Raw genomic sequence first — 26,267 nt, forward strand, 5'->3', positions numbered from 1 at the left:
ACCACCGTGACCGCTCCGGATCACCAGTCCACCACCTCCAACAAGGCGACCACCGCCCAGGTGGCGCGTGAGATCGCCGTCGAGCAGACGCACGTGGACCTGGTCTACGCCGAGCTGGCCAAGGCCAAGCTGCGGGCCGGGCTGGTCGAGACCGACGGCCTCGCGCGCGGTCGCACCGACCGCACGGGTGACGTCCGCGACGAGGAGCTGACCGGGCTGTTCGAGCGCGACGCCCTGGTCTTCAACGCGGCTCGGCGGCGCTCGACGCTGGACACCCAGTTCGAGGGGCTCGTCTTCGGTCGGCTCGACCTCGACCACGCCCTGTCCCGCGACGGCGCCGAGCGTGACCGCGAGACGCGCTACATCGGCCGCCTCGGGGTTCGCGACGACGACTACGAGCCGCTCGTCGTGGACTGGCGCGCGCCGGCTGCCGCCGCGTTCTACCGGGCCACGCCGGTCGAGCCGATGGACGTGCTGCGCCGAAGGGTGCTGCGCTGCAAGGGACCCGACGTCGTCGGGGTCGAGGACGACCTCATGGTGGCCGAGGCGCCCGACGACCTGGTCGTCGTCGGTGACGGCGCCCTGCTCGCCGCCCTCACCCGCAGCCGTGGCGCCCAGATGCGCGACATCGTGGCGACCATCCAGCGGCACCAGGACGAGGCGATCCGGGCCTCCGCGCGCGGCATCACCGAGATCACCGGCGGACCCGGCACCGGCAAGACGGTGGTGGCCCTGCACCGCGCCGCCTACCTGCTCTACTCCGACCGGCGCCGCTTCGAGAACGGCGGGATCCTCGTCGTGGGCCCGTCCTCGGCGTACACCGCATACATCGAGCGGGTGCTGCCCTCCCTCGGCGAGGAGTCGGTGACGCTGCGCTCGCTCGGTGACGTCGTCGACGGCGTCACCGCGGTGCGGTTCGACTCGCCCGAGGTCGCGGCCGTCAAGGGGTCGCTGCGGGTGCGCCGCCTGCTGGCCCGGGCGTCGGCCGACAGCCCCCCGGGGGCGCCCACCCAGTTCCGCGCGTTCGTGGGTGGCAAGGCGATCCGCCTCGACACCCCTGCGCTCGACCGGATCCGCGCGCAGGTGCTGCGCGGCCACCAGCGCAACCTCGCCGCCAAGGCCATCCGCCACCAGCTGGCCGAGGCCGCCTGGAGCTCTGTCCGCGAGGGCGACCGCAACGAGTTCATGGACCACTTCGACGACCACCTCGAGGTCGACGCCTTCCTCGAGAGCTGGTGGCCCCAGGTCGACCCGCGCGAGGTCCTGCTCTGGCTGGCCGACGACGAGCTCGTCAAGCGGCACGGGAGCGGCGTGCTGACGACGCAGGAGGCGGAGGCGTTCGCCGCGTCGATGCGCGACGCCCTGGCCACCGGGACCTGGTCGGTAGCCGACGCGGCACTGGTCGACGACCTCGCGGCACGGATGGGTCCGGTCCAGGCCGGCCCGGTCGAGGAGCGCGAGTTCTACGAGATCGAGGAGCTCGACGACGTCTCGCAGTTCGGCGTCGCCGAGGTGCGGGCGAGCCGGCAGCAGGGCTCGGGCACGCCGACCGGGCTCTCCCGGATCGCGGCGACCGACCCGCGCGAACGGCTGCTGCACGGCCAGGTCGACGGCCCGGGTGAGTACGCCCACGTCCTCGTCGACGAGGCCCAGGACCTGTCGCCCATGCAGTGGCGCATGCTCGGTCGCCGCGGCCGCTACTCGTCGTGGACGGTCGTCGGCGACGCGGCGCAGGCCTCCTGGCCCGACGCCGAGGAGTCCGGCCGGGCGCGTGAGGAGGCCTTCGGCACCCAGGAGCGCCGGCTGTTCCACATGGACACCAACTACCGCAACGCCCGCGAGATCTTCGACTACGCGGCCGAGGTCGTCAGGGCGCAGGTGCCCGATGCCGACATCCCGCAGGCGGTCCGCGAGACCGGAGCGTTCCCCGTCGACCTCACCGTGATCGACGGCGACTGGGCGACCGTGGCGACCGAGGCCGTCGAGGCGCTGCTCGGCGAGGTCGAGGGCTCCATCGCCGTCATCACCCCGCAGCGACACCGCGAGGCGCTCGCTGCTGTCGGTGGGCTCGGCGACCGGGTCGTGGTCATCGACCCGATGTCGACCAAGGGCCTGGAGTACGACGCGACCGTCGTCGTCGACCCGGACGCCATCACCGCCGAGTCACCCGGCGGCGTTCGGGTCCTCTACGTCGCCCTGACCCGAGCCGCCCACCGGATGACGGTCCTGCGCCCCGCCTGACCGCCCCGCGCGACCGCCCCGCGCGCCCTGCTGTCCTGCTGTCCTGCAGCAACCTCTGCTAGCAGGGGTTGCTGCAGTGGGGACAAGTTGCTACCTACCCGCACGGCAGCAACCTGTGCTGAGTCAGCCGCGCGCAGGGCCGGGCAGGTGCGGCAGGTGCGGGGTCAGTCGCCGAGGAGGGAGTGGCGGCTGATGATCTCGTCCCGGCCGGGGCCGACGCCGATCGCCGAGACCCGCGCGCCGATGAGCTCCTCGAGGCGCAGCACGTAGGCCTGGGCGTTCGCCGGCAGGTCCTCGAAGTTGCGGCACTTCGTGATGTCCTCCCACCAGCCCGGCAGCTCTTCGTAGATCGGCTTGGCGTGGTGGAAGTCGGTCTGGTTGACCGGCATCTCGTCGTGGCGGACGCCGTCGACGTCGTAGGCCACGCAGACCGGCACGGTGTCGAGGCCGGTGAGCACGTCGAGCTTGGTGATGACGAAGTCGGTCGTGCCGTTGATGCGGGTGGAGTAGCGCCCGACGACCGTGTCGACCCAGCCGCAGCGGCGCGGGCGACCCGTGGTGGTGCCGAACTCGGCACCCGTCTTGCGCAGGAACTCACCGTTCGCGTCGAACAGCTCGGTCGGGAACGGCCCCTCGCCGACCCGGGTCGAGTAGGCCTTGAGGATCGCGATGACACGGTCGACACGGGTCGGCGGGATGCCGGACCCGGTGCACGCGCCACCAGCCGTGGCGTTGGACGACGTGACGAACGGGTAGGTGCCGTGGTCGACGTCGAGCAGCGTCGCCTGGCCGGCCTCGAGCAGGACGGTCTTGCCCTCGTTGAGGGCCTTCTCGAGCACCAGGGAGGTGTCGGCGACCATCGGGCGCAACCGCTCGGCATACCCGAGCAGCTCGTCCATCACCTCGTCGACCTCGACGGCGCGACGGTTGTAGATCTTGGCGAGGATCTGGTTCTTGAAGGCCAGCGCGGCCTCGACCTTCTGGCGCAGGATCTTCTCGTCGAACAGGTCCTGCACGCGGATGCCGTTGCGGGACATCTTGTCGGCATAGGTCGGGCCGATGCCACGGCCGGTGGTGCCGATCTTGCGCGACCCGAGGAAGCGCTCGGTCACCTTGTCGAGCACCCGGTTGTACGGCGCGATGATGTGCGCGCTCGCGCTGACCAGGAGGCGGGACGTGTCGACGCCGCGCGCCTCGAGGCCGTCGAGCTCCTCGAAGAGGACGGCGAGGTCGACCACGACGCCGTTGCCGATGACCGGCGTGCAGGTCGGCGTGAGGATGCCGGACGGAAGCAGGTGCAGGGCGTACTTCTCGCGCTTGCCGTCCTTCTCGATGACGATGGTGTGGCCGGCGTTGTTGCCACCGTTGAACTTCACGACGTAGTCGACGTCGCTGCCCAGGAGGTCGGTCGCCTTGCCCTTGCCCTCGTCGCCCCACTGCGCGCCCACGAGCACGATTGCCGGCATACCAGCACCTCTTCCAGTCACCACGGTTGTCAAGCGGCCATGCAGCGAGCCCCGCGTACCGGTGGGGCTCGTACCGGTGCAGGTTACCGGTACGAGCCCCGACGCCCGGCACTGCGGCCGCAGCCCTCAGTCCCGCCGTGGTGAGATCTCCCCCATCGGGCCGAAGCCGGTGACCTCCTCGGCGTCGACGTAGATGATCTGTGGCTGGGCCGACACGATGTCGGGCATCTCAGCCATGAAACGCGTGACGTGCGGCTGGGCCATGTGCTCTGCGCCGGCGGCCGAGTCGCGGAACCCCTCGATGCAGACGTAGGTGTCCGGCTGCGTGAGGCTCTGCGAGAACTCGAAGAACACGCAGCCGGGCTCCTCGTTGACGGACTTCGCGTAGAGGTCCGACAGCTCGCGCCACTGCTCGAGCCGGTCCTCGCGGATCGGGAACTTCACGGTGATGAGGATCATCGGGATGCTCTTCCAGGAGTCAGGCCGCCGCCTGGGCCGGGGACGACGGCGGCTCGGCCGAGGGTGTCCGCCGCGTCGCCACCACCTGCAACCTCGCGCCGAGCACACCTGACGCCCAGCCGAACAGGGCGCCGGCGACGAGAGCGACAGCCGTCTGCCAGAACGAGAACGCGGTGCCGAAGTACGCCGCAGCCCCGACGAACGCGCCCGGGATGAACGACAGCGGCGCCCACCCGGCCTGCAGGCACATCAGCGCGGCGACGACCCCCACGGACAGCGCGAGCGCGCCCGGGAAGGACACCGCACCGACGAACGCGGCGACGACGAAGCCGTAGACGAGGCCGGACAGGTTGGCGGCCAGACCCCGCTGGAAACCACTGCGGCCACCGCCTGCCGCGAAGTAGCAGGCCCACGCGGCGAACGCCACCCACGTGACGAGTTCGAGCGCAACGCTCACCTGGGTCCAGACGGCGGCCAGGACGCCGATCGACACGGCGATCCCGAGATAGTTCTTCATGACGGACTCCTTTGTCCTTCGAGCTGGTGGGGTGCGCCGATCAGGGCACGAGGATCGCGCGCCCGCGGACGGCGCCGTTGTCGAGGTCGGTGATGGCCTGCTGGAAGGCGTCGAGCGCGTACTTCTGCGTGTGCAGGGTGACCGCGCCGGTCGCGGCCAGCGCCATGAGGTCCTGCAGGTCGTTGTAGGACCCGACGAGGTTGCCGATGATGTTCTTCTCGGTGGAGATGAGGTCGATCGTGGGGACGTCGACGTTCTCGCCGTAACCGACCACGTGGTAGTCGCCCGCCTGCCGCGTCATGGCGATCCCCTCGGAGGTCGAGCCGTTCTCACCGACGAAGTCGACGACCACCTCGGCACCGTGACCACCGGTGAGGTCGAGCACCGAGTCGACCTGCGACCCGTCGGCGAGCACACCGTGGTGCGCCCCGATCGACGTCGCGAGGTCGAGCGCCGCTTGGTTGCGGTCGACGACGACGAGCCGGGCCGGGGACAGGGCGCGCAGCACCTGGATGCCGATGTGACCCAGGCCGCCTGCCCCGATGACCACACAGGTGTCACGCGGCGTCAGCCGGCGGGCCGCCTTCGCGGCCGCGTGGTACGCCGTGAGGCCGGCATCGGCGAGCGCGGCCACGTCGGCGGGCTCGAGGGAGTCGTCGATGCGCACGACCGAGCGGGCCGAGGTGAGGAGGTACTCGGCGTACCCGCCGTTGGTGTCGATCCCCGGGAAGGCGCTGCTCTCGCAGTGCACGTCGTCACCTGAGCGGCAGGCGCGGCAGAGGCCGCACGTGATGAGCGGGTGGAGGATCACCTTGTCGCCCTCGCGCACGTTGGTGACGGCCGAGCCGACCGCGTGCACCCACCCGGCGTTCTCGTGGCCGATCGTGTAGGGCAGCTCGACCTGCGACTTGTCGGCCCACTGGCCCTCGAGGATGTGCAGGTCGGTGCGGCACACGCCGGCACCGCCGATGCGGACGACGACGTCCCATGGCCTGGTGGCCTCCGGGACGGGCACCTCGGCCATCTGGAGGTTCTGGTGGTAGCCGACGACCTGGACTGCTCGCATGGTGCTCATCGGTGGGACTCCTTCGGGGCCAGGGGGATCAAGCGGTGGTGGTCAGCCGGTTCCGCGCCGTCGGGCCGCGGCGCCTGGTCGGCGCCCGACCCCTCGTACCGGGTGCGGAGCAGGCCACGGCAGAAGTGGGCGTTGCCGTCGATGGAGATGCGGGTCGACCGAGCCCGCCGCAGGGCCATCGGCACCTCGTCAGGCGGGTACCCGCGCCCGTCGTGGTCCACGAGGACCAGGGCGTCAGGCTCGTTCGGCAGCCCGAGCGACTCCCGCCGTCGCAGCAGCGCGTCCGTCGTCCGACCGGGAGCCAGCTGCCGCAGCCGCACCGTGCCGACAGAGGTCTCCGGCAGGGTCGGAGTCGACCGCAGCAGCTCGGTGAGCACCCGCTCGGCCGCGGCCGTGTGGGCCTTGCGGCGGAAGGTCATCCGCAGCTCCTCGAGGCTGCTCTCCGCCTCGTGGCCGAACGTGCCGACGTAACCGGCGTCGGCCGCGAGGCCGGCGTTGATGAGCGCTGAGTCGTGGTGGTCGTCCAGCTCGACGACCACCCGGCCCACGCCCTCGAGCGAGGACAGGGCGTCCTTGGCGTCGGAGGCCATGAGGTAGGCGAAGTTGGGTGAGCAGAACGAGGTCGGCAGCCGCAGGTGCACGGTGACGTCGCGGAGGGTGATGTCGACCGAGCGGACGAAGCCGAGGTCGGTGACCGGCTCGTCGAGCTCGGGGTCGATGACGGTGTCGAGGGCGCGGCGGACGTCAGCCCCCGACACCGTCCGCAGGTGGGTGAGGACGGTCATCGCTCAGACCGTCGCCAGGTCGGCAGCCGCGGGGTCGCGCGGGCCGCTCTCCGTGGTGTCCGCCTCCGGGAGCCGGAGCTCGGCCGGCACCTCGATGCCATACATCTTGGCGGCGTTGAGGCCCAGGATCTTCTTCTTCTGCTCGGTGGTGATCGGCGCATACTCCGTCAGGTCGGCCGGGATCTGGAAGTCGACGAACTTCTCGACCAGCCACTTCGGGGTCCAGATCGCATAGTCGCTGGAGAAGAAGATGCGGTCCTCGCCGATCCAGTAGAGGAGCTCGCCGAGGATCTGGGCGAAGTAGCGGGGACGGGTGTGCATGAACGGCATCGCCACCGCAAGCCCTCCGTACACGTTCGGCTCCTGCGTGGCGATCCAGCAGAAGTCCTCCAGGCGCGGCAGTCCCACGTGCTCGACGATGAAGTTGAGGTCGGTGAAGTCTGTCGCCACGGCGTCGATGTCGGCCACGTCGAACGCATCGCGGTCCAGGGGGCGGATGGTCGGGCCCTTGTGGACGTGGATGTTGGTGACGCCGAGCTTGCGGCACTCCTCGAGGTAGCGGTAGGACCACGGGTCGGTGAGCTTCCAGCCGCGGGAGTCCCCGTGCCACTCGGCGGTGTAGAGCTTCACCCCGGTGAACTTCATCTGCTCGTGGTCGGCGCGCAGCTGATCGAGCCCCTGCTCGCCGTTGCGCGGGTCGAAGTTGTGGTTGTACGTGAGCTTGCCCGGGTTGGCCCTCGCCAGCTCGTAGGCCTCCTGCGTCTGCCCGAAGCCGTTGGCGTAGAACTCGGTCAGCGCGGCCGGCTGGAAGATCGCGTGGTCGACGTAGCCGTCCTCGAACAGGTCCTTCATGAGGCGCTGGCCGCCCTGGTAGAGGTACTCCTCGTAGGTCCAGACCTCGGACTCGGGGGACAGGTTGCGGTGGTAGTCGTAGAAGCAGTCGATGAACTGCTTGCCGTGCACGTTGCGCTGGTTCTCGGGACGCGCGTCCCACAGGGCGATGTGTGCGTCGACGATGAAGTAGTTTTCGCCGTTCTTGGTGTACATGGTCTTCTCCCTTTCGCGACGTCGTCGTCGCGGACCCTCAGGACGCTATGTGGCAGCCGAGGGGCCGCGTCAGGGGTTCGGCGTCTCAATGTGAGACCGGCGACCGTCTCACATTGAGACACCCGGCCCTCGCCAGTCGAGGCGCCCGGGGTTACCGTTCGAGGGAGCGAGAGGAGGTCGATGATGACCACCGACCACGCTGGCGCGCTGCCCCGGCGGGCGACCGCGTCGGCCGCACTCCCTCCTGCCGTTCCGCCGTCGAAGCGACTGCTCGCGTCGTGGCAGCGCAGCGAGGAGTACGGCGTCTCGCTGGACTCCGTGGACCCCGTCTGGGCCGGGTCCGTCGTCACCGACTCCCTGTTCTCCGAGTGCGGCCAAGAGGTGCTGACCAGCCTCCATCGCACCCTGGCGGACGAACCACTCAGTCTCATGCTCACCGATGCCGACGGCCTGGTGCTCAACCGCTTCTCGGGAGACACGAGCCTGCTGCGCGCGCTGGACCGCGTGCACCTGGCACCGGGCTTCGCCTTCTCCGAGCGCGAGGCGGGGACGAACGGCCTGGGGCTCGCCCTGGCGGATCGGGCGTCCTCCCTCGTGCGGGCGGAGGAGCACTACAGCGCGAGCCTGTGCACCTACACGTGCGCCGCGGTGCCGGTGCTCGACCCCGTGAGCGGACAGCTCGAGGGCTGCGTCAACATCACCACCTGGTCCCGGTCCTCGGCAGGGCTCCTCCTTGCACTCGCGGAGTCGGCCGCCTCGACGACCGCAGCCCTGATGCTCGCCAGGTCCGGGGGACGCTCCGCTCGCTCCCATCCCCGGGGTGGCGTGTTCCGGGTCCAGCGCGCGCGGCTGGAGCCGGCGGCCGGCACGGCACGGTCCATGTCGCCGAGCTGGACCGAGGCGGTGGACTCGGCGACGGCCGCGTTCGGGGCGGGTCGCACGGTGGCCGCCGTGGGCGAGCCCGGCTCGGGCAGGGCCACCTTGCTCGGGCAGGCGTTGCGCCGGGCGCACCCCCGGATCCGAGTCCTCACGGCCGATGTGCCCGCAGCCGAGGACGTCGAGACCTGGCTGTCGCTCTGGGTCCCCGAGCTGGCCAAGCCGGACACCGCCGTCGTCGTCGAGAACGTCGACACCCTCCCTGCGTGGGCGGCGTACGAGCTCCGGCAACAGGCCACGGCAGCGGTCGCCGACCGACCCCCTGGCGCCGAGGGCGCCCTCGTCTGGGCGGTGACGGTCCGCGACCTCGACCAGGTGCCTGCCCCGCTCAGACCCCTGGTCGGCACCGTGGTCGGAGTCGCTCCCCTGAGGGAACGGTCCGACGACGTCCTGCCTCTTGCCAGGTGGGCTGCACACCAGACCCGTATGCGCGAGGTCGACTTCACCCCTGCAGCCGAGCGCGCCCTGCTCGCCCACGACTGGCCGGGCAACGTCGACGAGCTCGTCCAGGTGGTCCACGACGCCGCCAGCCGGTCGGAGACGATCGACGTCCGGCACCTGCCACCCGCCTTCTCGGCCCCGGGCGGCCACCGCCTCTCGCGGATGGAGACGCTGGAGCGGGACGAGATCGTCCGGGTCATGGCGACCCATCCGGCACCCGTCGGGAAGGCCGCCACCGAGCTGGGCATGAGCCGCGCCACCCTCTACCGCAAGCTCAGGTACTACGGGTTGGCCCGCCCCCGCTGACCGCGCGCAGGGCGCCCGGGCCTTCCCGGCACGCCACGGTGGGCGCTACCGGTCCGCGGGGTGGTCGAGGTCGACGAGCCCGGCCCTGGCGACGGCGACCCCGAGCTGGAACCGGGTCTGCACGCCGTAGCTGTCCATGAGCTGGGCCATCCGCCGCCGCACGGTGCGCAGGCTGCAGCCGAGGTAGCGGGCGATGGACTCGTCCTTAAGCCCGAGCTCCAGCAGGCGCACGAGCTCGGCGTCGTCGGCGCTCCCGTGGCTCTCGTGGGTGATCGGCAGGGCCCGCGCGAAGCAGCGGTCGAACAACGTCGTGAAGGCGGCGATGACCATGGGGTCGCGGATGAGGACGTAGTCGGCGGCGGGGTTGCCCCACTCGGCGACCGCCACCACGGCCTGGTCGTCGAAGATGGCGAACTCGCTGGGCGGCGCGAGGCTGACCCGCTGCTCCTCGCCGGCGTCCGCCCACGAGCGCACCCAGGACCGGCCGGGTTCGGTGTCGAGGATGTCCATCGGGTAGATCGTCTGCTGGCGGTGGACGCCGGTGCGGATCTGGTCCTGGGACGTGCGGATGTTGTCGAGGTCCGTCCCCGAACCGACGTCGATGCTCAGCGCGCAGTTGCGGGCCATCGTCGTCGTGGTGTCGATGAGGTGGCGCAGCAGGGGGGGTGCCAGGTCTGCGGGCAGGACCTCGAGGACCACCTGCCCCCGCGGTGGGGAGGCCGTGGGGTGGGTCGAGAGCTCGTACAGGGCGTACCGCACCTCGTCGAGCTCGGCGCGCCGCTGCTCGAGGTGCCGCTCTCCCGATTCGAGGATCCGGTGCATCCGCTCGAGGGGCTCGGTGAACCAGGCCTCCAGCTCGTGCGTGGGGACGTCCTTGCTGGTCACAGCCCCTCCTCACCCAACTCGTCATCATCTGGCCAATGTCACCATAGTGCCAGTCTGGCGACGCCCTTACGGTGCACAATGAGTGCGCCGCTTCGTCGACTCGGCAGGGGACGAACAGACGAGCGGACCAGGGCAGGGCTTCGGACCTGCCTGCAGGGGGGCGACGCCGGGGGGTGGGATCCGATGGATCCCACCCCCCGGCTTCACTGTGTGCCGGCTCGTCGGGTCACCACCCAACCTGAGCGCGTCCTGAGACGTCGGTCAGGGTGAGGGGGGCGCCCGCCCAGCCGTCACACGACAGGGGAGCTCGATGACCAGGCCGCGCACGTCCAGCCAGCGGATGTCCAGCCAGCGCACGTCCAGCCAGCGGATGTCCGCCGTCCTGACCGCCGCCGTCGGCGTGCTCGTCGTGGGGGCCCTCGGCGCCTGCGGCAGCTCCGGCTCGACGACCGGCTCGGGGGGAGCGAGCACGGCCTTGGCCACCACCAGCTCGACGCCGACCCCCGCGACGGTCACGTTGACCACGACCGTGACGTCGACCGCGACGACCCGCAAGCCACGCATCGACCCGTCTCCCACGACGCCGCCTCCCGCCAAGGACGCTCCGGCCATCCCGCGCTCGGCGCAGGACTACAGCACGGCCTTCGTCAAGGCCTGGGTCGACGGCGACCGCACCCGGGCCACCCAGCTCGGCACCGAGGCAGCCGTCAAGGCGGCCTTCGCCAGCAGGGTCGACACCATGCCGCACTTCGTCAACTGCGAGGGGGCTGCCGGGTCGAGCTACTGCACGTGGCAGGGCGACGAGTACACGATGGAGATCCGGCTGCGCAACGACCTGGCCGGCACCGGACAGCCACACGCGGTCATCGAGGTCGCGTTCGCGCACTGAGTGACGACGGGACAGCCGGCGCCCCCGAGGGGAACGCCGGCTGTCCGGCTGTCGTGGCCGCCACCACGTGGCGGGCGATGACCTAGAGGCCGAGCTCGCGCGCCCCGCTGGTGGAGGAGTCGCGCAGGAACTCGGTGCACCGGCGCTCCTCGTCGGTCTCGCCGATGGCGCCGGCGGCCTTGGCCAGCGCGGCGAGCGCCCGCAGGAAGCCGCGGTTGGGCTCGTGCTCCCACGGGACCGGACCCTGGCCGCGCCAGCCGTTCTTGCGCAACGAGTCCAGCGCCCGGTGGTAGCCGGTGCGGGCGTAGGCGTAGCCCTCCACGGTGCGACCGTCGGCGAGCGCGTCCTCCGCGAGGGTGGCCCAGGCCAGCGACGAGGTGGGGTGTGCCGCGGCCACCTGGTCGGCGGCGACGCCGTCGTCCAGCAAGCGCGCTGCAGGGTCGACGGGCAGGCGGGTCTCGGGGATGCCGAGCAGGTTCTCGCTCATGCGTGCGTCCCTGCGCTGCGCAGGTGCTGGCAGGCCTCGACGACGCGGGCAGCCATACCGGCCTCCGCCTCCTTGCCCCAGGCGCGCGGGTCGTACTGCTTCTTGTTGCCGACCTCGCCGTCGATCTTGAAGACCCCCTCGTAGTTGGTCAGCATGTAGCCGGCCACCGGACGGGTGAAGGCGTACTGGGTGTCCGTGTCGATGTTCATCTTCACGACGCCGTAGTCGACGGCGGCGGCGATGTCCTCCGCGGACGAGCCGGACCCGCCGTGGAAGACGAGGTGGAACGGCTTGGCGTCCGGGGTCCCGAACTCCTGGTGGACCGCGTCCTGGGCGGCCTTGAGGACCTCGGGCCGGAGCTTGACGTTGCCCGGCTTGTAGACGCCGTGGACGTTGCCGAAGGTCAGCGCCGTCATGAAGTAGCCGTTCTCACCGGTGCCGAGGGCCTTGGCAGTGGCGATGGCGTCCTCGGGCGTGGAGTACAGCTTGTCGTTGATCTCGTTGGCGACGCCGTCCTCCTCGCCACCGACGACACCGACCTCGATCTCGAGGATCACGTTGGCCGCCTTGCAGGCGTCGAGCAGCTCGCGGGCGATCTGGAGGTTCTCGTCGAGCGGCACGGCCGAGCCGTCCCACATGTGCGACTGGAACCACGGGGTGCCCCCGGCCTTGACCCGCTCGGCCGACGCGGCGAGCAGCGGCCGGACGAACCCGTCGAGCTTGTCCTTGGGGCAGTGGTCGGTGTGCAGCGCGATGTTGACGTCGTAGTTCTTGGCGACCTCGTGCGCGTAGGCGGCGAGGGCCAGCGAGCCGGCGACCATGTCCTTGACCGTCGGACCGGACAGGTACTCCGCGCCGCCGGTCGAGACCTGGACGATGCCGTCGCTCCCGGCCTCGGCGAAGCCGCGGATCGCGGCGTTCAGCGTCTGCGACGACGACACGTTGATGGCGGGGTACGCGAAGGAGCCTGCCTTCGCGCGGTCGAGCATGTCGGCGTACACCTCAGGGGTGGCGATGGGCATGGACTCTCTCCTTCGAAAGGCATGGCAGGCGAGCGTGGCGTGGCCTCGCATCGTCGCCGATCCTTCCACGTCCGTCGGTGCCAGCGACACCCACGTCTCAGCCGGGCGCGGCGTCCAGCGCCGCGCGTCGCCGCTCGAGCAGGGACCGCTCAGCGTCGTTGGCGCACCGTGAGATCGCGAGCGCGTATGCCGCGTGCGCCCCTTGCGTGTCCCCGGCGCGGCTGAGCAGCTCGGCCCGCACGGCGGGCAGCCGGTGGCTGTGGGGGAGCTGGTCGTCCAGGCCGTCGAGCAGGGCCAGGCCCGCGCGTGGTCCCTGCGCCTCCGCGACCGCGACGGCACGGGCGAGCTGGGCGCTGGGCGTGGGCGCGAGGGCGAGCAGGGTGTCGTAGTGGGCGACGACGTGGTCCCAGCGCGTCGATGCGGCATCCGGCGCGGTCGCGTGCTCCGCCGCGATCCGGGCCTGCACCGCATACCCGGCCGTCTGGACGGTGACCGGCCCGGTCAGGACGGGCGAGGCGAGCAGGGCCAGCGCCTCGTCGACCTCGTCGCGGTGCCACCGGCTGCGGTCCTGGTCGGGGAGCAGGACGATCGCGCCGGTGTCGTCGACGCGGGCGTCGCGACGCGAGTGCTGCAGCAGCATCAGGGCGAGCAGCGCGGTGAGCACCGGCTCACCGGGGCGAAGGCCCAGCACCACCCTCACCAGCCGCACCGCCTCCCCGGCGAGCTCGGTGCGGACCGCTCCGGGACCGCTGCCGGGGGCGTACCCGGCGGTGAAGGCTAGGTAGGCGGTCTGGGCCACGACGTCGAGGCGTTCGGGCAGCTCACCGGCCGACGGCACGGCGAACGGGATTCCGGCGGCGACGATCTTCTTCTTCGCGCGCGTGATCCGCGCTGCCATCGTCGGCTCGGGCACGAGGAAGAGCCGGGCGACGTCGGCCGTGCCGACGCCCAGCACGAGCCGCAGCGTCAGCGCGCTGCCGGCCGCCGGGTCCAGGGCCGGGTGGCTGCACATGAGCACCAGCCGGAGGAGGTCGTCCTCGACGAGGTCACCGGGGTCGGCCCGCACCCCACCGACGCGTTCGGCGGCGCCCTCACCCTCGACGACGAGCAGGGGCACCTTGCGCTGCACCATCGCCTCGGCCCGGAACTGGTCGAGGATCCGGCGCCGGGCGGCGGTGTGCAGCCAGCCGGCAGGGTTGTCCGGCACACCGTCGCGGGGCCAACGCCGGGCGGCGGTCTCCACGGCGTCGGCCAGGGCGTCCTCGACGAGGTCGAGCCGGCGGAACCGCGCGAGCAGCAGCGACACGAGGCGCCCCCACTCCTCGCGCACGACCCGGGCGAGCAGGTCGCCCGGGTCGTGCGGGTCGTGCGACCCGGGAGGTGCGGGCACGGTCACAGGCCTTCGTACCCCTCGATCCGCACGGTCGGCCGGACCTCGACGGTGTACGACCTCGGCAGCAGCTTCGCGGCAGCGATCGCCGTGTCGAGGTCGGGCAGCTCGACGTCGTAGTAGCCACCCAGCTGTTCGGTCAGCTCGGCGAACGGCCCGTCGGTCACCACCGGGCCGTCCGCGCCGTGGCGGATGGTCGTGGCCGTGTCGGCGTCGGCGAGAGCCGCGCTCTCGAGGCGGTGGCCGCGTTCGTCGACGAACCGCTCGAAGGCGTGGTGGGCGTCGAAGACCTCCTGTCGCTGCTGTTCGTCGGCGGCATCCCACTCGCCCGGTTCGTAGGCGATGAGGACGACGTACCTCACGACGGACGGTCCTCGGGCTTGACGACCCGCCGGACCTCGATCCCGTCCCCGAGGGCGGCGATGATCTGGCAGCAGTCCACCAGGTCGTCGAGGTCGTCGGTCTCCACCTGGTAGAAACCGCCGACCTGCTCCGTCACCTCGGCGAACGGCCCGTCGGTCGGGGTGCCCCCACCGGCAGGGATGCTGCGCGCCTCACCTGAGGCGTGCAGCTCGGCGCCGCCGGTGATCTTGTGGCCCCGCTGGGTGAGCTCCGCGCCGAACCGCTCGTACTCGGCATACCCGGCGGTGCGCTGCTCGACGCTCATGGTGGTCCACCAGCGGTCGGCGTCCCCCACGATCAACACGACGTACTCGGTCATCGGTCGCTCCTCACATCTGCACGGTCGGGCGGATCTCGACCGCCGGGTGGAACGGCGTCGAGAGGAGCCGGCCGCACGCTCGGGCCAGGTCCTCGACGTCGTCGGACTCGACCAGGTAGTAGCCGGCCACCTGCTCGGCGCTCTCGGCGAAGGGCCCGTCGGTCAGCGTGACCTCGTCGAGGGCGGTGCCGCGCACGACCTTGGCCGTGGACGACGGCGTCAGCTGTGCGCCCCCGGTCATCTTGTGCCCGCGCTCGGCGAGGAGCTGGACGAACTCGGTGTGGGCGGTGTGCAGGTCCTGCAGCTCCTGGTCGGTCGCTGTCGCGTACCTGGCCTCGGGACTCGGCAGCAGCACGAGGTACTCGGTCATGGCATGCCTTTCATGGAGTGGTCTCTCATCGATGGGGTGCTTGCACCCTGATGACGCACGAGCTCCGCGCTATTCGACAGCCTGCCCGAAAACGTGTCGCCTGACCCAGGCATGCATCGCCACGGCTGCGGCGGCGCCGGCGTTGATGGACCGCGTCGAGCCGAACTGCTCGATGTGCAGCACGACCTCGCACGCCTCGCGCATCCCGGCCGACAACCCGGGCCCCTCCTGGCCGAAGACGAGGACGCACTCTCGGGGCAGGTCGTGGGTCTCCAGGGGCACCGAGCCGGGGAGGTTGTCGATGCCGATGAGCGGTATGGCGCGCGGCGCACCCTGCTCGTCGCGGCCCGCCGTCGCGGCCCAGGCGAGGAGGTCCTCGACGGTCCGGTGGTGGTGCTCGTGCTGGTAGCGGTCGGTGACCATCGCGCCCCGGCGGTTCCACCGTCGCTTGCCGACGATGTGGAACGCCTTGGCGTTGAAGGCGTTCGCGGTCCGGATGACCGAGCCGATGTTGAAGTCGTGGCCCCAGTTCTCGACAGCGACGTGGAACTCGTGCCGGTGGGTGTCGAGGTCGGCGACGATCGCGTCGTGCCGCCAGTAGCGGTACCCGTCGACGACGTTGCGCCGGTCGCCCTCGCGCAGCAGCTCGGGATCCCAGTGGTCCCCGGACGGCAGCTCGCCCTGCCAGGGCCCGACGCCGATCTCCTGGTCCGGCGTCTGCTCACTCACGCGGCCACCCTAGGCGCGCGCACTCGTGCCACGGCGTCGCCTCGGAAAAGCCTTTGCCGCCGGCAGGACCCATCTGGTGCCATGAAGGAGCACCTGCACCCCAACCCGAGACCGGAGAAACCCATGCGCGCTGCGTCCACGTCCCGCCAGGTACCCACCTACCGAATGGATGTGAAGGCAGTTGCGCACGTTGACCGTCGGGGTCGTGGCCCATGTTGATGCCGGCAAGACCAGCCTGACCGAACGGATCCTGCACGAGGCCGGAGTCCTCGACCGACCCGGCAGCGTCGACGCCGGAGACACCCGGACCGACTCCCTCGCCCTCGAACGACGCCGCGGCATCACCATCCGGTCCGCGGTCGCGTCCTTCGCGTGGCGCGATGCCCTGATCAACCTCGTCGACACCCCGGGGCACTCCGACTTCGTCGCCGAGGTCGAGCGCTCGCTCGCGGTGCTGGACGCCGCGGTGCTCGTCGTGTCGGCGGTCGAGGGCGTGCAGGCCCAGACCCTGGTGCTGATGCGGGCCCTGCAGAGGCTCGAGCTGCCGACCCTGCTGTTCGTCAACAAGATCGACCGCGCCGGCGCGGACCCTGACCGCGTGCTCGGCCAGGTCGCCGATCGCCTCACCCCGGACGCGGTGCCCCTCGGGACGGTGGACTCCCCCGGAAGTCCCCGCGCTCGATACCTCCCGTTCGTGGCCAGCGACGGGGAGCTGGCCGACCTGCGCCGCGGCACCCGCGCGGCGCAGCTCCAGCCGGTCGTGTTCGGGTCAGCCATCACCGGGGCAGGCGTACCGCAGCTGCTCGACGCCCTGACGGACCTCGTCGCCGCCGACCGTGCTCCCTCGCGCCCCGGCGCGGCCGAGGCCGACGCGGACCAGGAAGTGGAGGACCGGCCCTCCGGCACCGTGTTCAAGCTCGACCGGACGGAGTCGGGGCAGCGGCAGACCTGGGTCCGTCTCACCGGCGGCACGCTGCGGGTCCGCGACCAGCTCGTCCTCGACGGCAGGGCGCCCGAGAGGGTGACGTGGCTCGAGGTGTTCGAGCCCCATGGCCTGCGGCGCGCCAGAGAGGTCGACGCCGGACGGATCGCCGTCCTCCGGGGACCGACCACCGCCCGGGTGGGCGACCGGTTCGGTCCCGACAGGGGCAACGGGCGGGCCGTGCAGCTGGGGCGGCCCAGCCTCGAGACCGTCGTCGACCCGGTCGACCCCACCCAGCGCGGGCGGTTGTTCAGCGCGCTCACCGAGCTCGCCGAACAGGATCCGCTGATCGACCTGCGGCTCGACGACGGCCGCGGCGAGGTCGCGGTGTCCTTCTACGGCGAGGTGCAGAAGGAGGTCATCGCGACGTTCCTCGAGGAGGACCACGGGGTCGCAGCGACGTTCCGGCCCACCACCTCGATCTGCCTCGAACGGGTCCGGTCGTCGGGTGCCGCGCACCAGGTGATCGACATGCAGCCCAACCCGTTCCTCGCCACGGTGGGGCTGCGCGTCGAGCCCGCAGCCGTCGGCAGTGGCGTCGAGCTCGCGCTGGAGGTGGAGCTCGGCTCCATGCCACCAGCGTTCTTCGCCGCCGTCCGCGAAGGCGTGGCCAGCACCCTTGCGGAGGCGGTGCACGGCTGGTCGGTGCCGGACTGTCGCGTGGTCATGACGCACTCGGGCTACTACCCCCGCCAGAGCGCGATGCACGCGGGTTTCGACAAAAAGATGTCGAGCACCGCGGCGGACTTCCGCAGCCTCGCCCGACTCGTGCTCGCCGAGGCGCTGGGTCGCGCCGGGACGGTCGTCTGCGCCCCTGTGCACCGGTTCGAGCTCGAGGTGCCCCAGGACCTGGTCGGGGCCGTGCTGTCCGAGCTCCCACACCACCGGGCGGTTCCGTCCACGACCCGGGTGACCGGTGCGTCGACGGCATCGACCGTGGTGCTGACCGGTGACGTGCCGGCCGACGAGGTCCACGGCCTGGCCCAGCGGCTGCCGCACCTCACCCGCGGCGAGGGCGTGCTGACGACGGTCCTGGACCACCACGCTGCAGTCACCGGACCGCCGCCGCAGCGGTCCCGCGCCCTCGCCGACCCCTTCGCCCAGGTCCGCGACTGGACGCGGGTGCAGCGCAGCTGGCCCGCCGGGTAGCTGCGCCGCGAGATCCGCCCAGCACGCCGCATACCCCCGACCAAGTGGGTGGATCACGAGGGCGTGATGAACCCGCGGTGTCGAGGACTCGCTTCTCCACGCTCAGCGTGCGTACAGGAAGGACACCCTCGCGACCCGTACCCTTGGGTCCATGCACTCACTCAGCACCAACTGGATGGACCCCCAGTGGCTCCTCGACCACTTCGGATCGCAGTTCTTCTGGGTGAGTGCGGCGATCGTCTTCGTCGAGTGCGGGCTGCTCTTCCCGATCCTGCCGGGTGACTCGCTGCTGTTCGCGATCGGGCTGTTCATCAGCACCGGCGACTTCAGCATGAACCTCTTCGTGGCGCTCCTGGTGCTGAGCATCGCCGCCTTCGCCGGCAACGTCGTCGGCTACGAGATCGGCCGGGCCGTGGGTCGACCGCTGTACGAGCGGGACGGCCGGATCCTCAAGAAGAAGTACTTCGACGACAGCCACGCCTTCTTCGAGAAGCACGGCGCCAAGGCCCTGGTCATCGGCCGTTTCGTGCCGATCGTGCGCACCTTCATCACCGTGGTCGCCGGCGTCAGCCGGATGGACCGTCGCCACTTCTTCGTGTGGAGCGGCGTCGGTGCGGTGCTCTGGGTCTGGGTCGTCACCCTGCTCGGCTACTTCCTGGGCAACGCCTTCCCCGCCCTGAAGGACCACCTCGAGCTCGCGATCCTCGCGATCGTCGCCGTCTCGGTCATCCCCATGGTCGTCGAGGTCGTGCGGGCACGGCGCGGCGACACCGGCCCCGAGGCCGTCGTCGAGGAGGCCGGCGAGGCGCTCGAGGACCTGCGCGACGAGCGGGCCTGACCCTCGCAGGTCAGAGCTCGATCAGGCCGGCGCGCAGGGCCGCGGTCACCGCCGCCGTGCGGTCGGCGACGCCGAGCTTCTCGAAGGCCCGGAGCAGGTGCGTCTTCACCGTCGCCTCGCCGATGTGCAGCTCGCGACCGACGGCGGCGTTGGACAGACCACGCGCGACACACCGCAGCACGTCGGTCTCGCGCTCGGTCAGCGACGGGCCCGCCGGCATCCGCATCCGACTGGCCAGCCGCGCCACGACAGGCGGTGCCAGCACGGTCTCCCCTCGAGCGGCCCGCCGGATCGCGTCGGCGAGGACCTCGCGGGGGGAGTCCTTGAGCAGGTAACCGTTGGCTCCGGCCTCGACGGCACGGACGATGTCGGCGTCGGTGTCATAGGTCGTGAGGACGAGCACCGCTGGTGCGTCAGCCTTCGCGCGGAGCCGGGCGGTGGCGGAGGCCCCGTCCAGGACGGGCATCCGCAGGTCCATGAGGACCACGTCCGGGGTCAGCCGGTCGGCGACGACCAACGCCTCCGCACCGTCAGCAGCCTCGCCGACCACCTCGAAGTCGGCATGCTCGGACAGCATCGCCACGAGCCCCATCCGCACGACCGGGTGGTCGTCGACGACCAGCAACCGCAGGGACGGGGTCGCCCCGGGCGTCGGCTCGCTCATCGGGGCACCTCCATCCGCAGCCGAGTGCCCGAGCCCGGGGAGCTGTGCACCTCGAACCGGCCGCCGACCTCGCCGGCCCGGGCCGTCGCGCCGTCCAGGCCGTAGCCACGGTCGGGGGTGTCGGGGGCGAACCCGACCCCGTCGTCGGAAACCTCGAGGGACACGGGCTGGTCGGCGGCATACGTCAGGCGCACCTCGAAGGTACCCGCGCGGGCATGCCTGCGGACGTTGGCCAGGCCCTCCTGCGCGGTCCGCAGCAGCACCACCTCGGAGTTGGCCGGGAGCACCGTCGGCACGCCTTGCACGACCAGGTTCCCCCGCATGCCGGACTCGGCGGCGACGGCGTCGACGAGCCGTCCGAGGGCCTCGGAGAGGGTGCGCGACTGGAGGTGCCCAGGCGTCATCTCGGCGACGATGAGGCGCGCCTCGGAGAGGTTGTCGGCGGCGGTCTGCTCGATGAGGCGGACGCGTTCGCGCACCACCGCGAGGTCACCGCGGTCGAGGGCCGCCTCGGTGGCCCGGGCCAGCGTGACCAGCGAGGTGAACCCCTGGGCGAGGGTGTCGTGGATCTCGCGCGACATGCGCTCGCGCTCGCCGGCAACGCCTTGCGCGCGTTCGGCGGCGGCGAGCTGCGCCTGGGTGCGCCGCAGCTCGTCGATCGTGCGGGCGCGCGCGTCGGCCTCGCCGATGATCTTGTGGATGAACAGGCCCATGACGAGCGACAACGTCAGCATGATGACCGTGCTGATCGCGATGCCCAGCACGTCGTCACCGGTGCGCGGCGCCTGCCAGAGCCGGACACCGCCGATCGCCAGGACCGCTGCGACCACAACCGCCGCGGCGTGGTTGCGACGCAGCATCGCCCATGTCTGCGGGAAGAGCCCGAACGTCAGGACCCAGGCCGTGCCCGACCCGTCGATGGCCATGAGCCCCACGAGCGCCAGCCACGCCACGACGACGTAGCGGATCCCGGAGGTCCCCTCGTCGTCGCCGATGCCCCGCCGGCCCCAGACGAGGTATGCCGCCGCGATCACCGCGACGCCGAGCAGGGACCACCCGAGGTGGTCGGCCTTCTCCGCGACCAGGACGCCCGCCGTGGTGGCGACGAGGATGGCGAAGAACACGTGCCACCACACCAGCTGGCGGCGCCACATCTCGTCGAGCTCGCCGGCCGACGTCCCCGGCAGCGGGCGGCAGTCCGCTGGCTGGTCGGCGCTCATCGCACCATCATGTCGTGCCGCGCTTGGTCCAGCGGAAGGTCCGGGCGCAGATCACCAGGCCGGCGAGGAGCCACGCCCCGAGGACGAGCGCGGTCCGGCCGTGCTCCCACGTCCCGGCCATCTCCTGGGCCTGCCAGTCGTCCGGGAAGAAGACCGACCGCATGCCCTGGGCGATCCACTTCAGCGGGAAGACCGAGGCCACCTGCTTGAGCCAGTCCGGCAGGTCCGTGAAGGCGAAGTAGACGCCCGAGATGAACTGCAGGATCAAGGTGGGGGCGATGACGATCGCTCCCACTGAGCGTGAGGAGGAGGCCAGCGAGGAGTAGGCGATCCCCAGCACGGTGCCGGTCGCGACCCCGAGCAGGAACACCCATCCGAACGTGGCCCAGCTGGCGGCGCTGGTGGGCAGCTGCACCCCGAACCCCACCTTCGCCACGAGGATGAGCAGGGCGAACTGCGCGAGCGAGGTGCTGGCGACCAGCCCGATCTTGCCGAGGAAGTACGCGACCGGCGGCATCGGCGTCGACCGCAGCCGCTTGAGGGTCCCGTCGTCACGCTCGACCGCCACGCTCAGGGCGATCGACTGGAAGCTCGTCAGCATGACGCCGGCGGCCACCATCCCGGGCAGGAAGAAGCGTGCGGCGTTGACCCCCGCGTCCGCGGTGTCCCCCTTGGCGAACTGGTCACCGAAGATCGTGGCGAACATCGAGAGCATGAGGATCGGGAAGACGAAGGAGAAGAAGACCGCCTCCTTCTCGCGGAAGTACATCTTCAGCTCCAGGACCGTGCGGTCCCAGCCGATCGCCGTGGCGTTCATGCCGACACCGCCACGAGCTCGGCCTCGGCGTCGTGGTGCGGGGCGATGAGCGACAGGTAGGTGTCCTCGAGCGACGGCCGCGTGACGGTCAGCCCGGGCACCTCCCCTCCGAGGCGTGCGGCCAGGGCCGTGACGTACTGCGTGGGCAGGCTGGTCCTCTCGCTGCGGCGCACACCGCCCTCCTCCCAGGAGACGGTCGCCTCCGAGGAGGCGCGGCCACCGAGGTTGGCGGGGGTGTCGAGGGCGAGCATCCGCCCGGCGGCGATGACGCCGACCCGGTCGGCGAGGTGCTCGGCCTCGTCGAGGTAGTGGGTGGTGAGCAGGATCGTCGTCCCGCCGTCGGCGAGGGAGCGGATGAGGTCCCAGAAGTCGCGCCGCGCCTGCGGGTCGAACCCCGTGGTGGGCTCGTCGAGGAACAGCAGCTCGGGGCGTCCGACGATGCCCAGGCCGACGTCGAGGCGTCGGCGCTGACCCCCGCTGAGCTTGCCGATGCGGTCGTCGGCCTTGTCCACCAGGCCCACCGCGGCGAGCACCTCGTCGACGGCCCGCGGTGTGCGATAGACCTTGGCGTTGCTGGCGATCGCCTCCCGCGGGGTGAGCAGGTCCAGGCCGGTGGAGGACTGCAGGACGATGCCGATCCGGTTGCGCCAGGCGAGGTCGGCGTCCTCGGGGTCGACGCCGAGGACCGACACGTCACCACCGTCGCGGCGCCGGAACCCCTCGAGGATCTCGACGGCCGTGGTCTTGCCGGCGCCGTTGGGGCCGAGGAGGGCGAAGACCTCGCCGGCCTCGATCGTCAGGTCGATGCCGTCGAGGGCCTCGCGTGATCCGTAGGTCTTGCGCAGTCCGGTGACGGTGATGGGTGCGTCCATGGGACCACCCTCCCGCGTCGGGACCCGTCCGCGGCAGCGTCAGCCGGTTGATCCGGCGTCCACCGACCGGTGGACCTCAGGACTGGGTCGGGGACCCCGGGGCGGTGTCGGTCGGGGGGACGGTGTCGGACGGGGTCTGGGGCGCGGCCACCGGCGGAGAGGCAGGGACACTGGCCTCGGTGCCGGCGGCATACCCGCTCGGCGCGGGGATCGTCGCGTCGCGCTGGCCGAAGTCGACCTTGACGGCGTCGCGCTCGGCGCCCTCTGCCTCGAAGTACTCCTCGCGACCGATCTTGAACATCCCCGCGACGACGTTGCTCGGGACGGTCTCGACCTTGGTGTTGAGCTCGCGGACGTTGGCGTTGTAGTAGCGCCGGGCCGAGGCGATGCGGTCCTCGGTGGAGGTGAGCTCCTGCTGGAGGGCGAGGAAGTTCTGGTTGGCCTTGAGGTCGGGGTAGGCCTCCGCGACGGCGATGAGGCGCCCGAGCGCCTGGCTGAGCATGCCCTCACTCTGGGCCTGTTGGGCCGGGGACTGGCCGCCGGCCATCGCGGCGGACCGCGCCTTCATGACGTCCTCGAGGGTCCCGCGCTCGTGGGCGGCGTACCCCTTGACCGTTTCGACGAGGTTGCCGATGAGGTCGTGGCGTCGCTTGAGCTCGACGTCGATCTGGCGCCAGGCCTCCTGCACGAGGTTGCGCAGCTTGATCAGGCCGTTGTAGACGCTGACGGCCCACAGGACCAGCAGCACGACGATGACGGCGACGATGATCCAGACGATCATGGGACTCCCCTTGGTGGTGCGCGGTGCAGGTCTGCAGGCGTAGCCCGAGCCTAGGCCAGCCCGAGCTCCTCCAGACCGTAGACGTGGCGGTACTCGAACCCGGCGTCGGCGAAGACCTGGGCCGCCCCGGTGGCCCGGTCGGCGATGGTGGCCACGGCGACGACCTCCGCGCCTGCCTCACGGGCGGCGTTCGCGGCGTCGAGGGGGGAGGCGCCGGTGGTCGAGGTGTCCTCGACGATGACGACGCGGCGGCCCTTGATCGACGGGCCCTCGATGCGTTGTTGGAGGCCGTGGGCCTTGCCCGACTTGCGGACGACGAAGGCGTCCTTGCGGTCTCCCGCCGCGGCGCTGGCGTGCAGGATCGCCGTGGCGACCGGGTCGGCCCCCAGGGTCAGGCCACCGACGGCGTCGTAGTCCAGGTCGCTGATCAGGTCACGCATGACGATCCCGACCAGGGGCGATGCCTCGCCGTCGAGGGTGATGCGGCGCAGGTCGACGTAGTAGTCGGCCTCCTTGCCGGAGGACAGGGTGACCCGGCCGTGGACGATGGCCTTGTCCTTGATGATCTCGAGCAGGCGGGCGCGGGCGGCAGAGGAGTCGGTCACGGCTCAGCAGCCTAGCGAGCGGGCCCCGTGGACGCGGACCGGCGCCATACCTCGTCAGCGGCTGCCCTTCGACCCGTCCTTGGGGCGGTGCACGGTCCGGGCCCGCGAGCGCACGAGGGCGCGTGGCACCAGGCGCAGGCCGGCCACGATGGCCTTGTACTGACCGCCCGGCACGGAGACGACCTTGCCCTTGCCCACGTCGTCGAGGCAGTCGCGCACGAGACGGCGGGGATCGAGCCACATGAACTTGGGGATGCCCGACATGTTGATGCCGGCGCGGTCGTGGAACTCGGTGTGGGTGAACCCCGGGCAGAGCGCCGTGGCCGTGACGCCGGAACCGGCGAGCTCACCGGAGAGGCCCTCGGTGAAGACCGTGACGAAGGACTTCTCCGCGGAGTACGTGCCGGAGGTGATGAAGCCGGCCACCGAGGAGACGTTGACGATGGCTCCGTTGCCGCGCTCCCGCATCGCGCCCGCCGCCGCGTGGGAGAGCACGAGGACCGCCCGGCAGAGCACGTCGAACAGGGCCTCCTCCTCGCTGACGTCGTTGTCGAGGAACCGCTTCTTCAGCGAGTAGCCGGCGTTGTTGACGAGGAGGTCCACCGGTCGGGCGGCGTCGGAGAGACGCTCGGCGACCTTGCCCGTGTCGGCGCGGTCGGACAGGTCGGCGACGAGGATCTCGGTGCCGACGTCGTACTTGGCGCGCAGCTCGTCGGACAGGTTCTCCAGCCGCACCCGGTCGCGTGCCACGAGGACGACGTCGTGCCCGCGCTCGGCGAGCTGGTGGGCGAAGGACAGGCCGATGCCGGCGGTCGCGCCGGTGACGAGGGCGGTGCTCATGGAGCCCACTCTAGATGCGCCCCCTAGGGTTGGCACCGTGCGAATTGCGACGTGGAACGTCAACTCCATCCGGTCCCGGATCGACCGCGTCGAGGCGTGGCTGCAGCTCAGCGACGTCGACGTCCTGGCGATCCAGGAGACCAAGGCGACGGACGCGCAGTTCCCGTTCGACCGGCTCCAGGCGCTCGGCTACGAGGTGGCCCACCACGGGCTCAACCACTGGAACGGTGTGGCCATCGTGTCGCGGGTCGGTCTCACCGACGTGGTGCCGTCCTTCACCGACGCACCCGCCTGGGGCGACCCGGCCGTGGTCGAGGCGCGCGCGCTCACCGCGACCTGTGGCGGGGTCAAGGTGACCTCGGTGTACGTCCCCAACGGACGCCAGCTCGAGGACCCGCACATGGTCTACAAGCTGTCGTGGCTGGCGAAGCTGCGCGACCAGGCCGCGCAGTCCGCGGCGGCCGGTGAGACCGCCGCGATCATGGGCGACTGGAACATCGCGCCGCAGGACGAGGATGTCTGGTCGATGGAGTACTACCTCGACAAGAGCCACGTCTCCGCGCCCGAGCGGGCGGCGTTCCAGGCGATCCTGGACGCCGGGTTCGTCGACGTGGTCCGCCCGCACACCTCCGAGCCGGGCACCTTCACCTACTGGGACTACACACGGCTGTCGTTCCAGAAGCGTCGCGGCATGCGGATCGACTTCATCCTTGGCACCCAGCCGTTCGCCGACCGGGTCCTCGGCGCGGCCATCGACCGCGAGGAGCGCAAGGGCAAGGGCGCCTCCGACCACGCGCCGGTCGTCGTCGAGCTGGCCGACTGAGGTGCCGTCGCCCTCGATCCTGAACGTCGCTGCGCCTGACGGGGTCCGCCTGCGCGTGCAGGTGTATGCCGCCGGGTCGCCCACCGTGGCTGCGTCCCCCGGCGCTGCCGGGTCGCCCGCCGCCGGGTCGCTCACCACGGCGGGTGCGCCGACCGTGGTGCTCGCCCACGGGTGGACCCTCACCCATGCGTCCTGGCTGCCGGTCGTCGACCGGCTGACCGGGCAAGGTCTGCGCGTCGTGACGTGGGACCAGCGTGGTCACGGGCGCTCGGGTGCCCTGCGCGGGCCGGCGTCGGTGCGGGTCCTCGGTGACGACCTGGCGGCGGTGCTCGCCGTCGTCGCACCCGAGGGACCGCTCGTCCTGGGCGGCCACTCCATGGGCGGCATGACCGTCATGGCGTATGCCGGGCTGCACCCGGAGGCGTTCACCTCGCGCGTGACCGGCGTGGTCCTCGTCTCGACGATGGCCGAACCGCTCGACCGCCCCGTGCCGATCCGGCAGCGCCGGGCGATGGGGCTGATCGCCCGGCTCCCTCGGATCCGGGCCGGACGGTTCGTCACGCTCGACGGCCAGCGACGACTGCTGTTCGGGCCGGCGGCCGAGGACGAGCACGTCGCACTCACCCGCAACCAGGTCGCCGCCACGACCCTGCCCACGATGGGCCGGTTCTACCGAGCGATCCAGCAGCACGACGAGGCGGACGCCCTGAGCCACTTCGACGGCATACCGACCGTGGTCCTGGTCGGCGAACGCGACCGGCTGACGCCCCCGCGCCAGTCCGAACACATCGCCGAGCTGGCGCCCCACGCCGACCTGCGCATCCTGCCCGGGCTCGGCCACATGCTCGCCTACGAGGCGACCGACGAGGTCGTCGCCGCGTTCGAGACCGTCGCGCGTCCCGCGACCTGA

General features: G+C 71.4%; 28 protein-coding genes. 7 read left to right on the plus strand and 21 right to left on the minus strand.

Going from position 1 to position 26,267, the window contains the following annotated elements; translation table 11 throughout:
• The first annotated feature begins 6 nt into the window (after positions 1-6).
• On the plus strand, positions 7-2,241 hold the full coding sequence (locus ABEG17_RS06985) for a HelD family protein (protein WP_406832553.1): 2,235 nt from the start codon (positions 7-9) through the stop codon (positions 2,239-2,241).
• A 164-nt stretch (positions 2,242-2,405) separates the two neighbouring features.
• Here the strand turns inward: ABEG17_RS06985 and ABEG17_RS06990 are convergent, their stop codons facing one another.
• The 6 genes from ABEG17_RS06990 to ABEG17_RS07015 all read right to left on the minus strand — a co-directional run bounded on the left by ABEG17_RS06990 (position 2,406) and on the right by ABEG17_RS07015 (position 7,590).
• Positions 2,406-3,707 (minus strand): adenylosuccinate synthase, encoded by a 1,302-nt coding sequence (locus ABEG17_RS06990; RefSeq protein ID WP_406832554.1) that lies wholly within the window; start codon positions 3,705-3,707, stop codon positions 2,406-2,408.
• Positions 3,708-3,833: 126 nt separating this feature from the next.
• The gene (locus tag ABEG17_RS06995) at positions 3,834-4,166 is read right to left on the minus strand and encodes a putative quinol monooxygenase (RefSeq protein WP_406832555.1); all 333 of its coding nucleotides are present in this window, start codon (positions 4,164-4,166) and stop codon (positions 3,834-3,836) included.
• A gap of 19 nt (positions 4,167-4,185) precedes the next feature.
• Positions 4,186-4,683 (minus strand): DUF1097 domain-containing protein, encoded by a 498-nt coding sequence (locus ABEG17_RS07000; protein ID WP_406832556.1) that lies wholly within the window; start codon positions 4,681-4,683, stop codon positions 4,186-4,188.
• Between the two features lie 40 nt (positions 4,684-4,723).
• Entirely contained in the window at positions 4,724-5,758 is a 1,035-nt protein-coding gene (locus ABEG17_RS07005; protein WP_406832557.1) for an NAD(P)-dependent alcohol dehydrogenase, read from the minus strand.
• Positions 5,755-6,543: an iron-sulfur cluster assembly protein gene (locus tag ABEG17_RS07010; RefSeq protein WP_406832558.1), complete on the minus strand. Its 789-nt coding sequence runs from the start codon at positions 6,541-6,543 to the stop codon at positions 5,755-5,757. Before ABEG17_RS07010 ends, ABEG17_RS07005 begins: the two co-directional genes overlap by 4 nt.
• Positions 6,544-6,546: 3 nt before the next feature.
• Positions 6,547-7,590: an amidohydrolase family protein gene (locus ABEG17_RS07015; RefSeq protein WP_406832559.1), complete on the minus strand. Its 1,044-nt coding sequence runs from the start codon at positions 7,588-7,590 to the stop codon at positions 6,547-6,549.
• A 183-nt stretch (positions 7,591-7,773) separates the two neighbouring features.
• On the opposite strand from ABEG17_RS07015, the gene ABEG17_RS07020 reads away from it, so the two are divergent.
• Positions 7,774-9,273 carry a GAF domain-containing protein gene (locus tag ABEG17_RS07020; protein ID WP_406832560.1) on the plus strand — a complete coding sequence of 500 codons (1,500 nt, stop codon included), beginning with the start codon at positions 7,774-7,776 and terminating at the stop codon, positions 9,271-9,273.
• A gap of 45 nt (positions 9,274-9,318) precedes the next feature.
• Here ABEG17_RS07020 and ABEG17_RS07025 read toward each other — a convergent pair whose 3' ends face one another.
• A complete protein-coding gene (locus ABEG17_RS07025; RefSeq protein WP_406832561.1) occupies positions 9,319-10,158 on the minus strand; it encodes a helix-turn-helix transcriptional regulator in 840 nt (279 codons plus the stop codon).
• Between the two features lie 310 nt (positions 10,159-10,468).
• Here ABEG17_RS07025 and ABEG17_RS07030 point away from each other — a divergent pair, with 310 nt between their 5' ends.
• Positions 10,469-11,047 carry a hypothetical protein gene (locus ABEG17_RS07030; protein WP_406832562.1) on the plus strand — a complete coding sequence of 193 codons (579 nt, stop codon included), beginning with the start codon at positions 10,469-10,471 and terminating at the stop codon, positions 11,045-11,047.
• Positions 11,048-11,129: 82 nt separating this feature from the next.
• Here the strand turns inward: ABEG17_RS07030 and ABEG17_RS07035 are convergent, their stop codons facing one another.
• From ABEG17_RS07035 to ABEG17_RS07065, 7 genes are all read right to left on the minus strand, one after another.
• A complete protein-coding gene (locus ABEG17_RS07035; protein ID WP_406832563.1) occupies positions 11,130-11,534 on the minus strand; it encodes a DUF3151 domain-containing protein in 405 nt (134 codons plus the stop codon).
• Complete coding sequence (gene fbaA, locus ABEG17_RS07040) at positions 11,531-12,556, minus strand: class II fructose-bisphosphate aldolase (protein ID WP_406832564.1); 1,026 nt, start codon at positions 12,554-12,556, stop codon at positions 11,531-11,533. Before fbaA ends, ABEG17_RS07035 begins: the two co-directional genes overlap by 4 nt.
• A gap of 97 nt (positions 12,557-12,653) precedes the next feature.
• Positions 12,654-13,946: an RNA polymerase sigma factor gene (locus tag ABEG17_RS07045; RefSeq protein ID WP_406832565.1), complete on the minus strand. Its 1,293-nt coding sequence runs from the start codon at positions 13,944-13,946 to the stop codon at positions 12,654-12,656.
• A 2-nt stretch (positions 13,947-13,948) separates the two neighbouring features.
• A complete protein-coding gene (locus tag ABEG17_RS07050; RefSeq protein WP_406832566.1) occupies positions 13,949-14,308 on the minus strand; it encodes a YciI family protein in 360 nt (119 codons plus the stop codon).
• Positions 14,305-14,667, minus strand: a complete 363-nt coding sequence (locus ABEG17_RS07055) for a YciI family protein (RefSeq protein ID WP_406832567.1) — start codon at positions 14,665-14,667, stop codon at positions 14,305-14,307. Before ABEG17_RS07055 ends, ABEG17_RS07050 begins: the two co-directional genes overlap by 4 nt.
• 10 nt (positions 14,668-14,677) lie before the next feature.
• A complete protein-coding gene (locus ABEG17_RS07060) occupies positions 14,678-15,037 on the minus strand; it encodes a YciI family protein (protein ID WP_406832568.1) in 360 nt (119 codons plus the stop codon).
• A gap of 69 nt (positions 15,038-15,106) precedes the next feature.
• Positions 15,107-15,766, minus strand: coding sequence for a TrmH family RNA methyltransferase (locus ABEG17_RS07065; protein WP_406832569.1), 660 nt, complete (start codon positions 15,764-15,766; stop codon positions 15,107-15,109).
• 190 nt (positions 15,767-15,956) lie between these two features.
• On the opposite strand from ABEG17_RS07065, the gene ABEG17_RS07070 reads away from it, so the two are divergent.
• Entirely contained in the window at positions 15,957-17,897 is a 1,941-nt protein-coding gene (locus ABEG17_RS07070; protein WP_406833150.1) for a GTP-binding protein, read from the plus strand.
• Between the two features lie 151 nt (positions 17,898-18,048).
• Positions 18,049-18,735 (plus strand): DedA family protein, encoded by a 687-nt coding sequence (locus tag ABEG17_RS07075; protein WP_406832570.1) that lies wholly within the window; start codon positions 18,049-18,051, stop codon positions 18,733-18,735.
• Between the two features lie 10 nt (positions 18,736-18,745).
• Here the strand turns inward: ABEG17_RS07075 and ABEG17_RS07080 are convergent, their stop codons facing one another.
• The 7 genes from ABEG17_RS07080 to ABEG17_RS07110 form a co-directional block, all read right to left on the minus strand.
• Entirely contained in the window at positions 18,746-19,399 is a 654-nt protein-coding gene (locus tag ABEG17_RS07080) for a response regulator (protein ID WP_406832571.1), read from the minus strand.
• Positions 19,396-20,619, minus strand: a complete 1,224-nt coding sequence (locus ABEG17_RS07085) for a sensor histidine kinase (protein ID WP_406832572.1) — start codon at positions 20,617-20,619, stop codon at positions 19,396-19,398. Before ABEG17_RS07085 ends, ABEG17_RS07080 begins: the two co-directional genes overlap by 4 nt.
• A gap of 7 nt (positions 20,620-20,626) precedes the next feature.
• Positions 20,627-21,436 carry an ABC transporter permease gene (locus ABEG17_RS07090; protein ID WP_406832573.1) on the minus strand — a complete coding sequence of 270 codons (810 nt, stop codon included), beginning with the start codon at positions 21,434-21,436 and terminating at the stop codon, positions 20,627-20,629.
• Complete coding sequence (locus tag ABEG17_RS07095; protein ID WP_406832575.1) at positions 21,433-22,308, minus strand: ABC transporter ATP-binding protein; 876 nt, start codon at positions 22,306-22,308, stop codon at positions 21,433-21,435. The genes ABEG17_RS07090 and ABEG17_RS07095 overlap by 4 nt, the downstream gene beginning before the upstream one ends.
• A gap of 76 nt (positions 22,309-22,384) precedes the next feature.
• The gene (locus ABEG17_RS07100) at positions 22,385-23,089 is read right to left on the minus strand and encodes a LemA family protein (RefSeq protein ID WP_406832576.1); all 705 of its coding nucleotides are present in this window, start codon (positions 23,087-23,089) and stop codon (positions 22,385-22,387) included.
• Positions 23,090-23,139: 50 nt separating this feature from the next.
• Positions 23,140-23,694 carry an orotate phosphoribosyltransferase gene (gene pyrE, locus ABEG17_RS07105; RefSeq protein ID WP_406832577.1) on the minus strand — a complete coding sequence of 185 codons (555 nt, stop codon included), beginning with the start codon at positions 23,692-23,694 and terminating at the stop codon, positions 23,140-23,142.
• 54 nt (positions 23,695-23,748) lie between these two features.
• Complete coding sequence (locus ABEG17_RS07110) at positions 23,749-24,534, minus strand: SDR family NAD(P)-dependent oxidoreductase (RefSeq protein WP_406832578.1); 786 nt, start codon at positions 24,532-24,534, stop codon at positions 23,749-23,751.
• Between the two features lie 37 nt (positions 24,535-24,571).
• On the opposite strand from ABEG17_RS07110, the gene ABEG17_RS07115 reads away from it, so the two are divergent.
• Together ABEG17_RS07115 and ABEG17_RS07120 are read left to right on the plus strand one after the other, a co-directional pair.
• A complete protein-coding gene (locus ABEG17_RS07115) occupies positions 24,572-25,357 on the plus strand; it encodes an exodeoxyribonuclease III (RefSeq protein WP_406832579.1) in 786 nt (261 codons plus the stop codon).
• Between the two features lies 1 nt (position 25,358).
• Positions 25,359-26,267, plus strand: a complete 909-nt coding sequence (locus ABEG17_RS07120; protein ID WP_406832580.1) for an alpha/beta fold hydrolase — start codon at positions 25,359-25,361, stop codon at positions 26,265-26,267.

This window comes from Pedococcus sp. KACC 23699 (genome assembly GCF_045348425.1).
Lineage (GTDB): Bacteria > Actinomycetota > Actinomycetes > Actinomycetales > Dermatophilaceae > Pedococcus.

What these genes read in the sequence shown, in the direction of transcription:
- ABEG17_RS06990 (WP_406832554.1), bottom strand. Translation starts at nt 3,707, where the DNA reads ATGCCGGCAATCGTGCTCGTGGGCGCGCAGTGGGGCGACGAGGGCAAG.
- ABEG17_RS06995 (WP_406832555.1), bottom strand. Translation starts at nt 4,166, where the DNA reads ATGATCCTCATCACCGTGAAGTTCCCGATCCGCGAGGACCGGCTCGAG.
- ABEG17_RS07000 (WP_406832556.1), bottom strand. Translation starts at nt 4,683, where the DNA reads ATGAAGAACTATCTCGGGATCGCCGTGTCGATCGGCGTCCTGGCCGCC.
- ABEG17_RS07005 (WP_406832557.1), bottom strand. Translation starts at nt 5,758, where the DNA reads ATGAGCACCATGCGAGCAGTCCAGGTCGTCGGCTACCACCAGAACCTC.
- ABEG17_RS07010 (WP_406832558.1), bottom strand. Translation starts at nt 6,543, where the DNA reads ATGACCGTCCTCACCCACCTGCGGACGGTGTCGGGGGCTGACGTCCGC.
- ABEG17_RS07015 (WP_406832559.1), bottom strand. Translation starts at nt 7,590, where the DNA reads ATGTACACCAAGAACGGCGAAAACTACTTCATCGTCGACGCACACATC.
- ABEG17_RS07020 (WP_406832560.1), top strand. Translation starts at nt 7,774, where the DNA reads ATGACCACCGACCACGCTGGCGCGCTGCCCCGGCGGGCGACCGCGTCG.
- ABEG17_RS07030 (WP_406832562.1), top strand. Translation starts at nt 10,469, where the DNA reads ATGACCAGGCCGCGCACGTCCAGCCAGCGGATGTCCAGCCAGCGCACG.
- ABEG17_RS07035 (WP_406832563.1), bottom strand. Translation starts at nt 11,534, where the DNA reads ATGAGCGAGAACCTGCTCGGCATCCCCGAGACCCGCCTGCCCGTCGAC.
- fbaA (WP_406832564.1), bottom strand. Translation starts at nt 12,556, where the DNA reads ATGCCCATCGCCACCCCTGAGGTGTACGCCGACATGCTCGACCGCGCG.
- ABEG17_RS07055 (WP_406832567.1), bottom strand. Translation starts at nt 14,667, where the DNA reads ATGACCGAGTACGTCGTGTTGATCGTGGGGGACGCCGACCGCTGGTGG.
- ABEG17_RS07060 (WP_406832568.1), bottom strand. Translation starts at nt 15,037, where the DNA reads ATGACCGAGTACCTCGTGCTGCTGCCGAGTCCCGAGGCCAGGTACGCG.
- ABEG17_RS07075 (WP_406832570.1), top strand. Translation starts at nt 18,049, where the DNA reads ATGCACTCACTCAGCACCAACTGGATGGACCCCCAGTGGCTCCTCGAC.
- ABEG17_RS07080 (WP_406832571.1), bottom strand. Translation starts at nt 19,399, where the DNA reads ATGAGCGAGCCGACGCCCGGGGCGACCCCGTCCCTGCGGTTGCTGGTC.
- ABEG17_RS07085 (WP_406832572.1), bottom strand. Translation starts at nt 20,619, where the DNA reads ATGAGCGCCGACCAGCCAGCGGACTGCCGCCCGCTGCCGGGGACGTCG.
- ABEG17_RS07090 (WP_406832573.1), bottom strand. Translation starts at nt 21,436, where the DNA reads ATGAACGCCACGGCGATCGGCTGGGACCGCACGGTCCTGGAGCTGAAG.
- ABEG17_RS07095 (WP_406832575.1), bottom strand. Translation starts at nt 22,308, where the DNA reads ATGGACGCACCCATCACCGTCACCGGACTGCGCAAGACCTACGGATCA.
- ABEG17_RS07100 (WP_406832576.1), bottom strand. Translation starts at nt 23,089, where the DNA reads ATGATCGTCTGGATCATCGTCGCCGTCATCGTCGTGCTGCTGGTCCTG.
- ABEG17_RS07110 (WP_406832578.1), bottom strand. Translation starts at nt 24,534, where the DNA reads ATGAGCACCGCCCTCGTCACCGGCGCGACCGCCGGCATCGGCCTGTCC.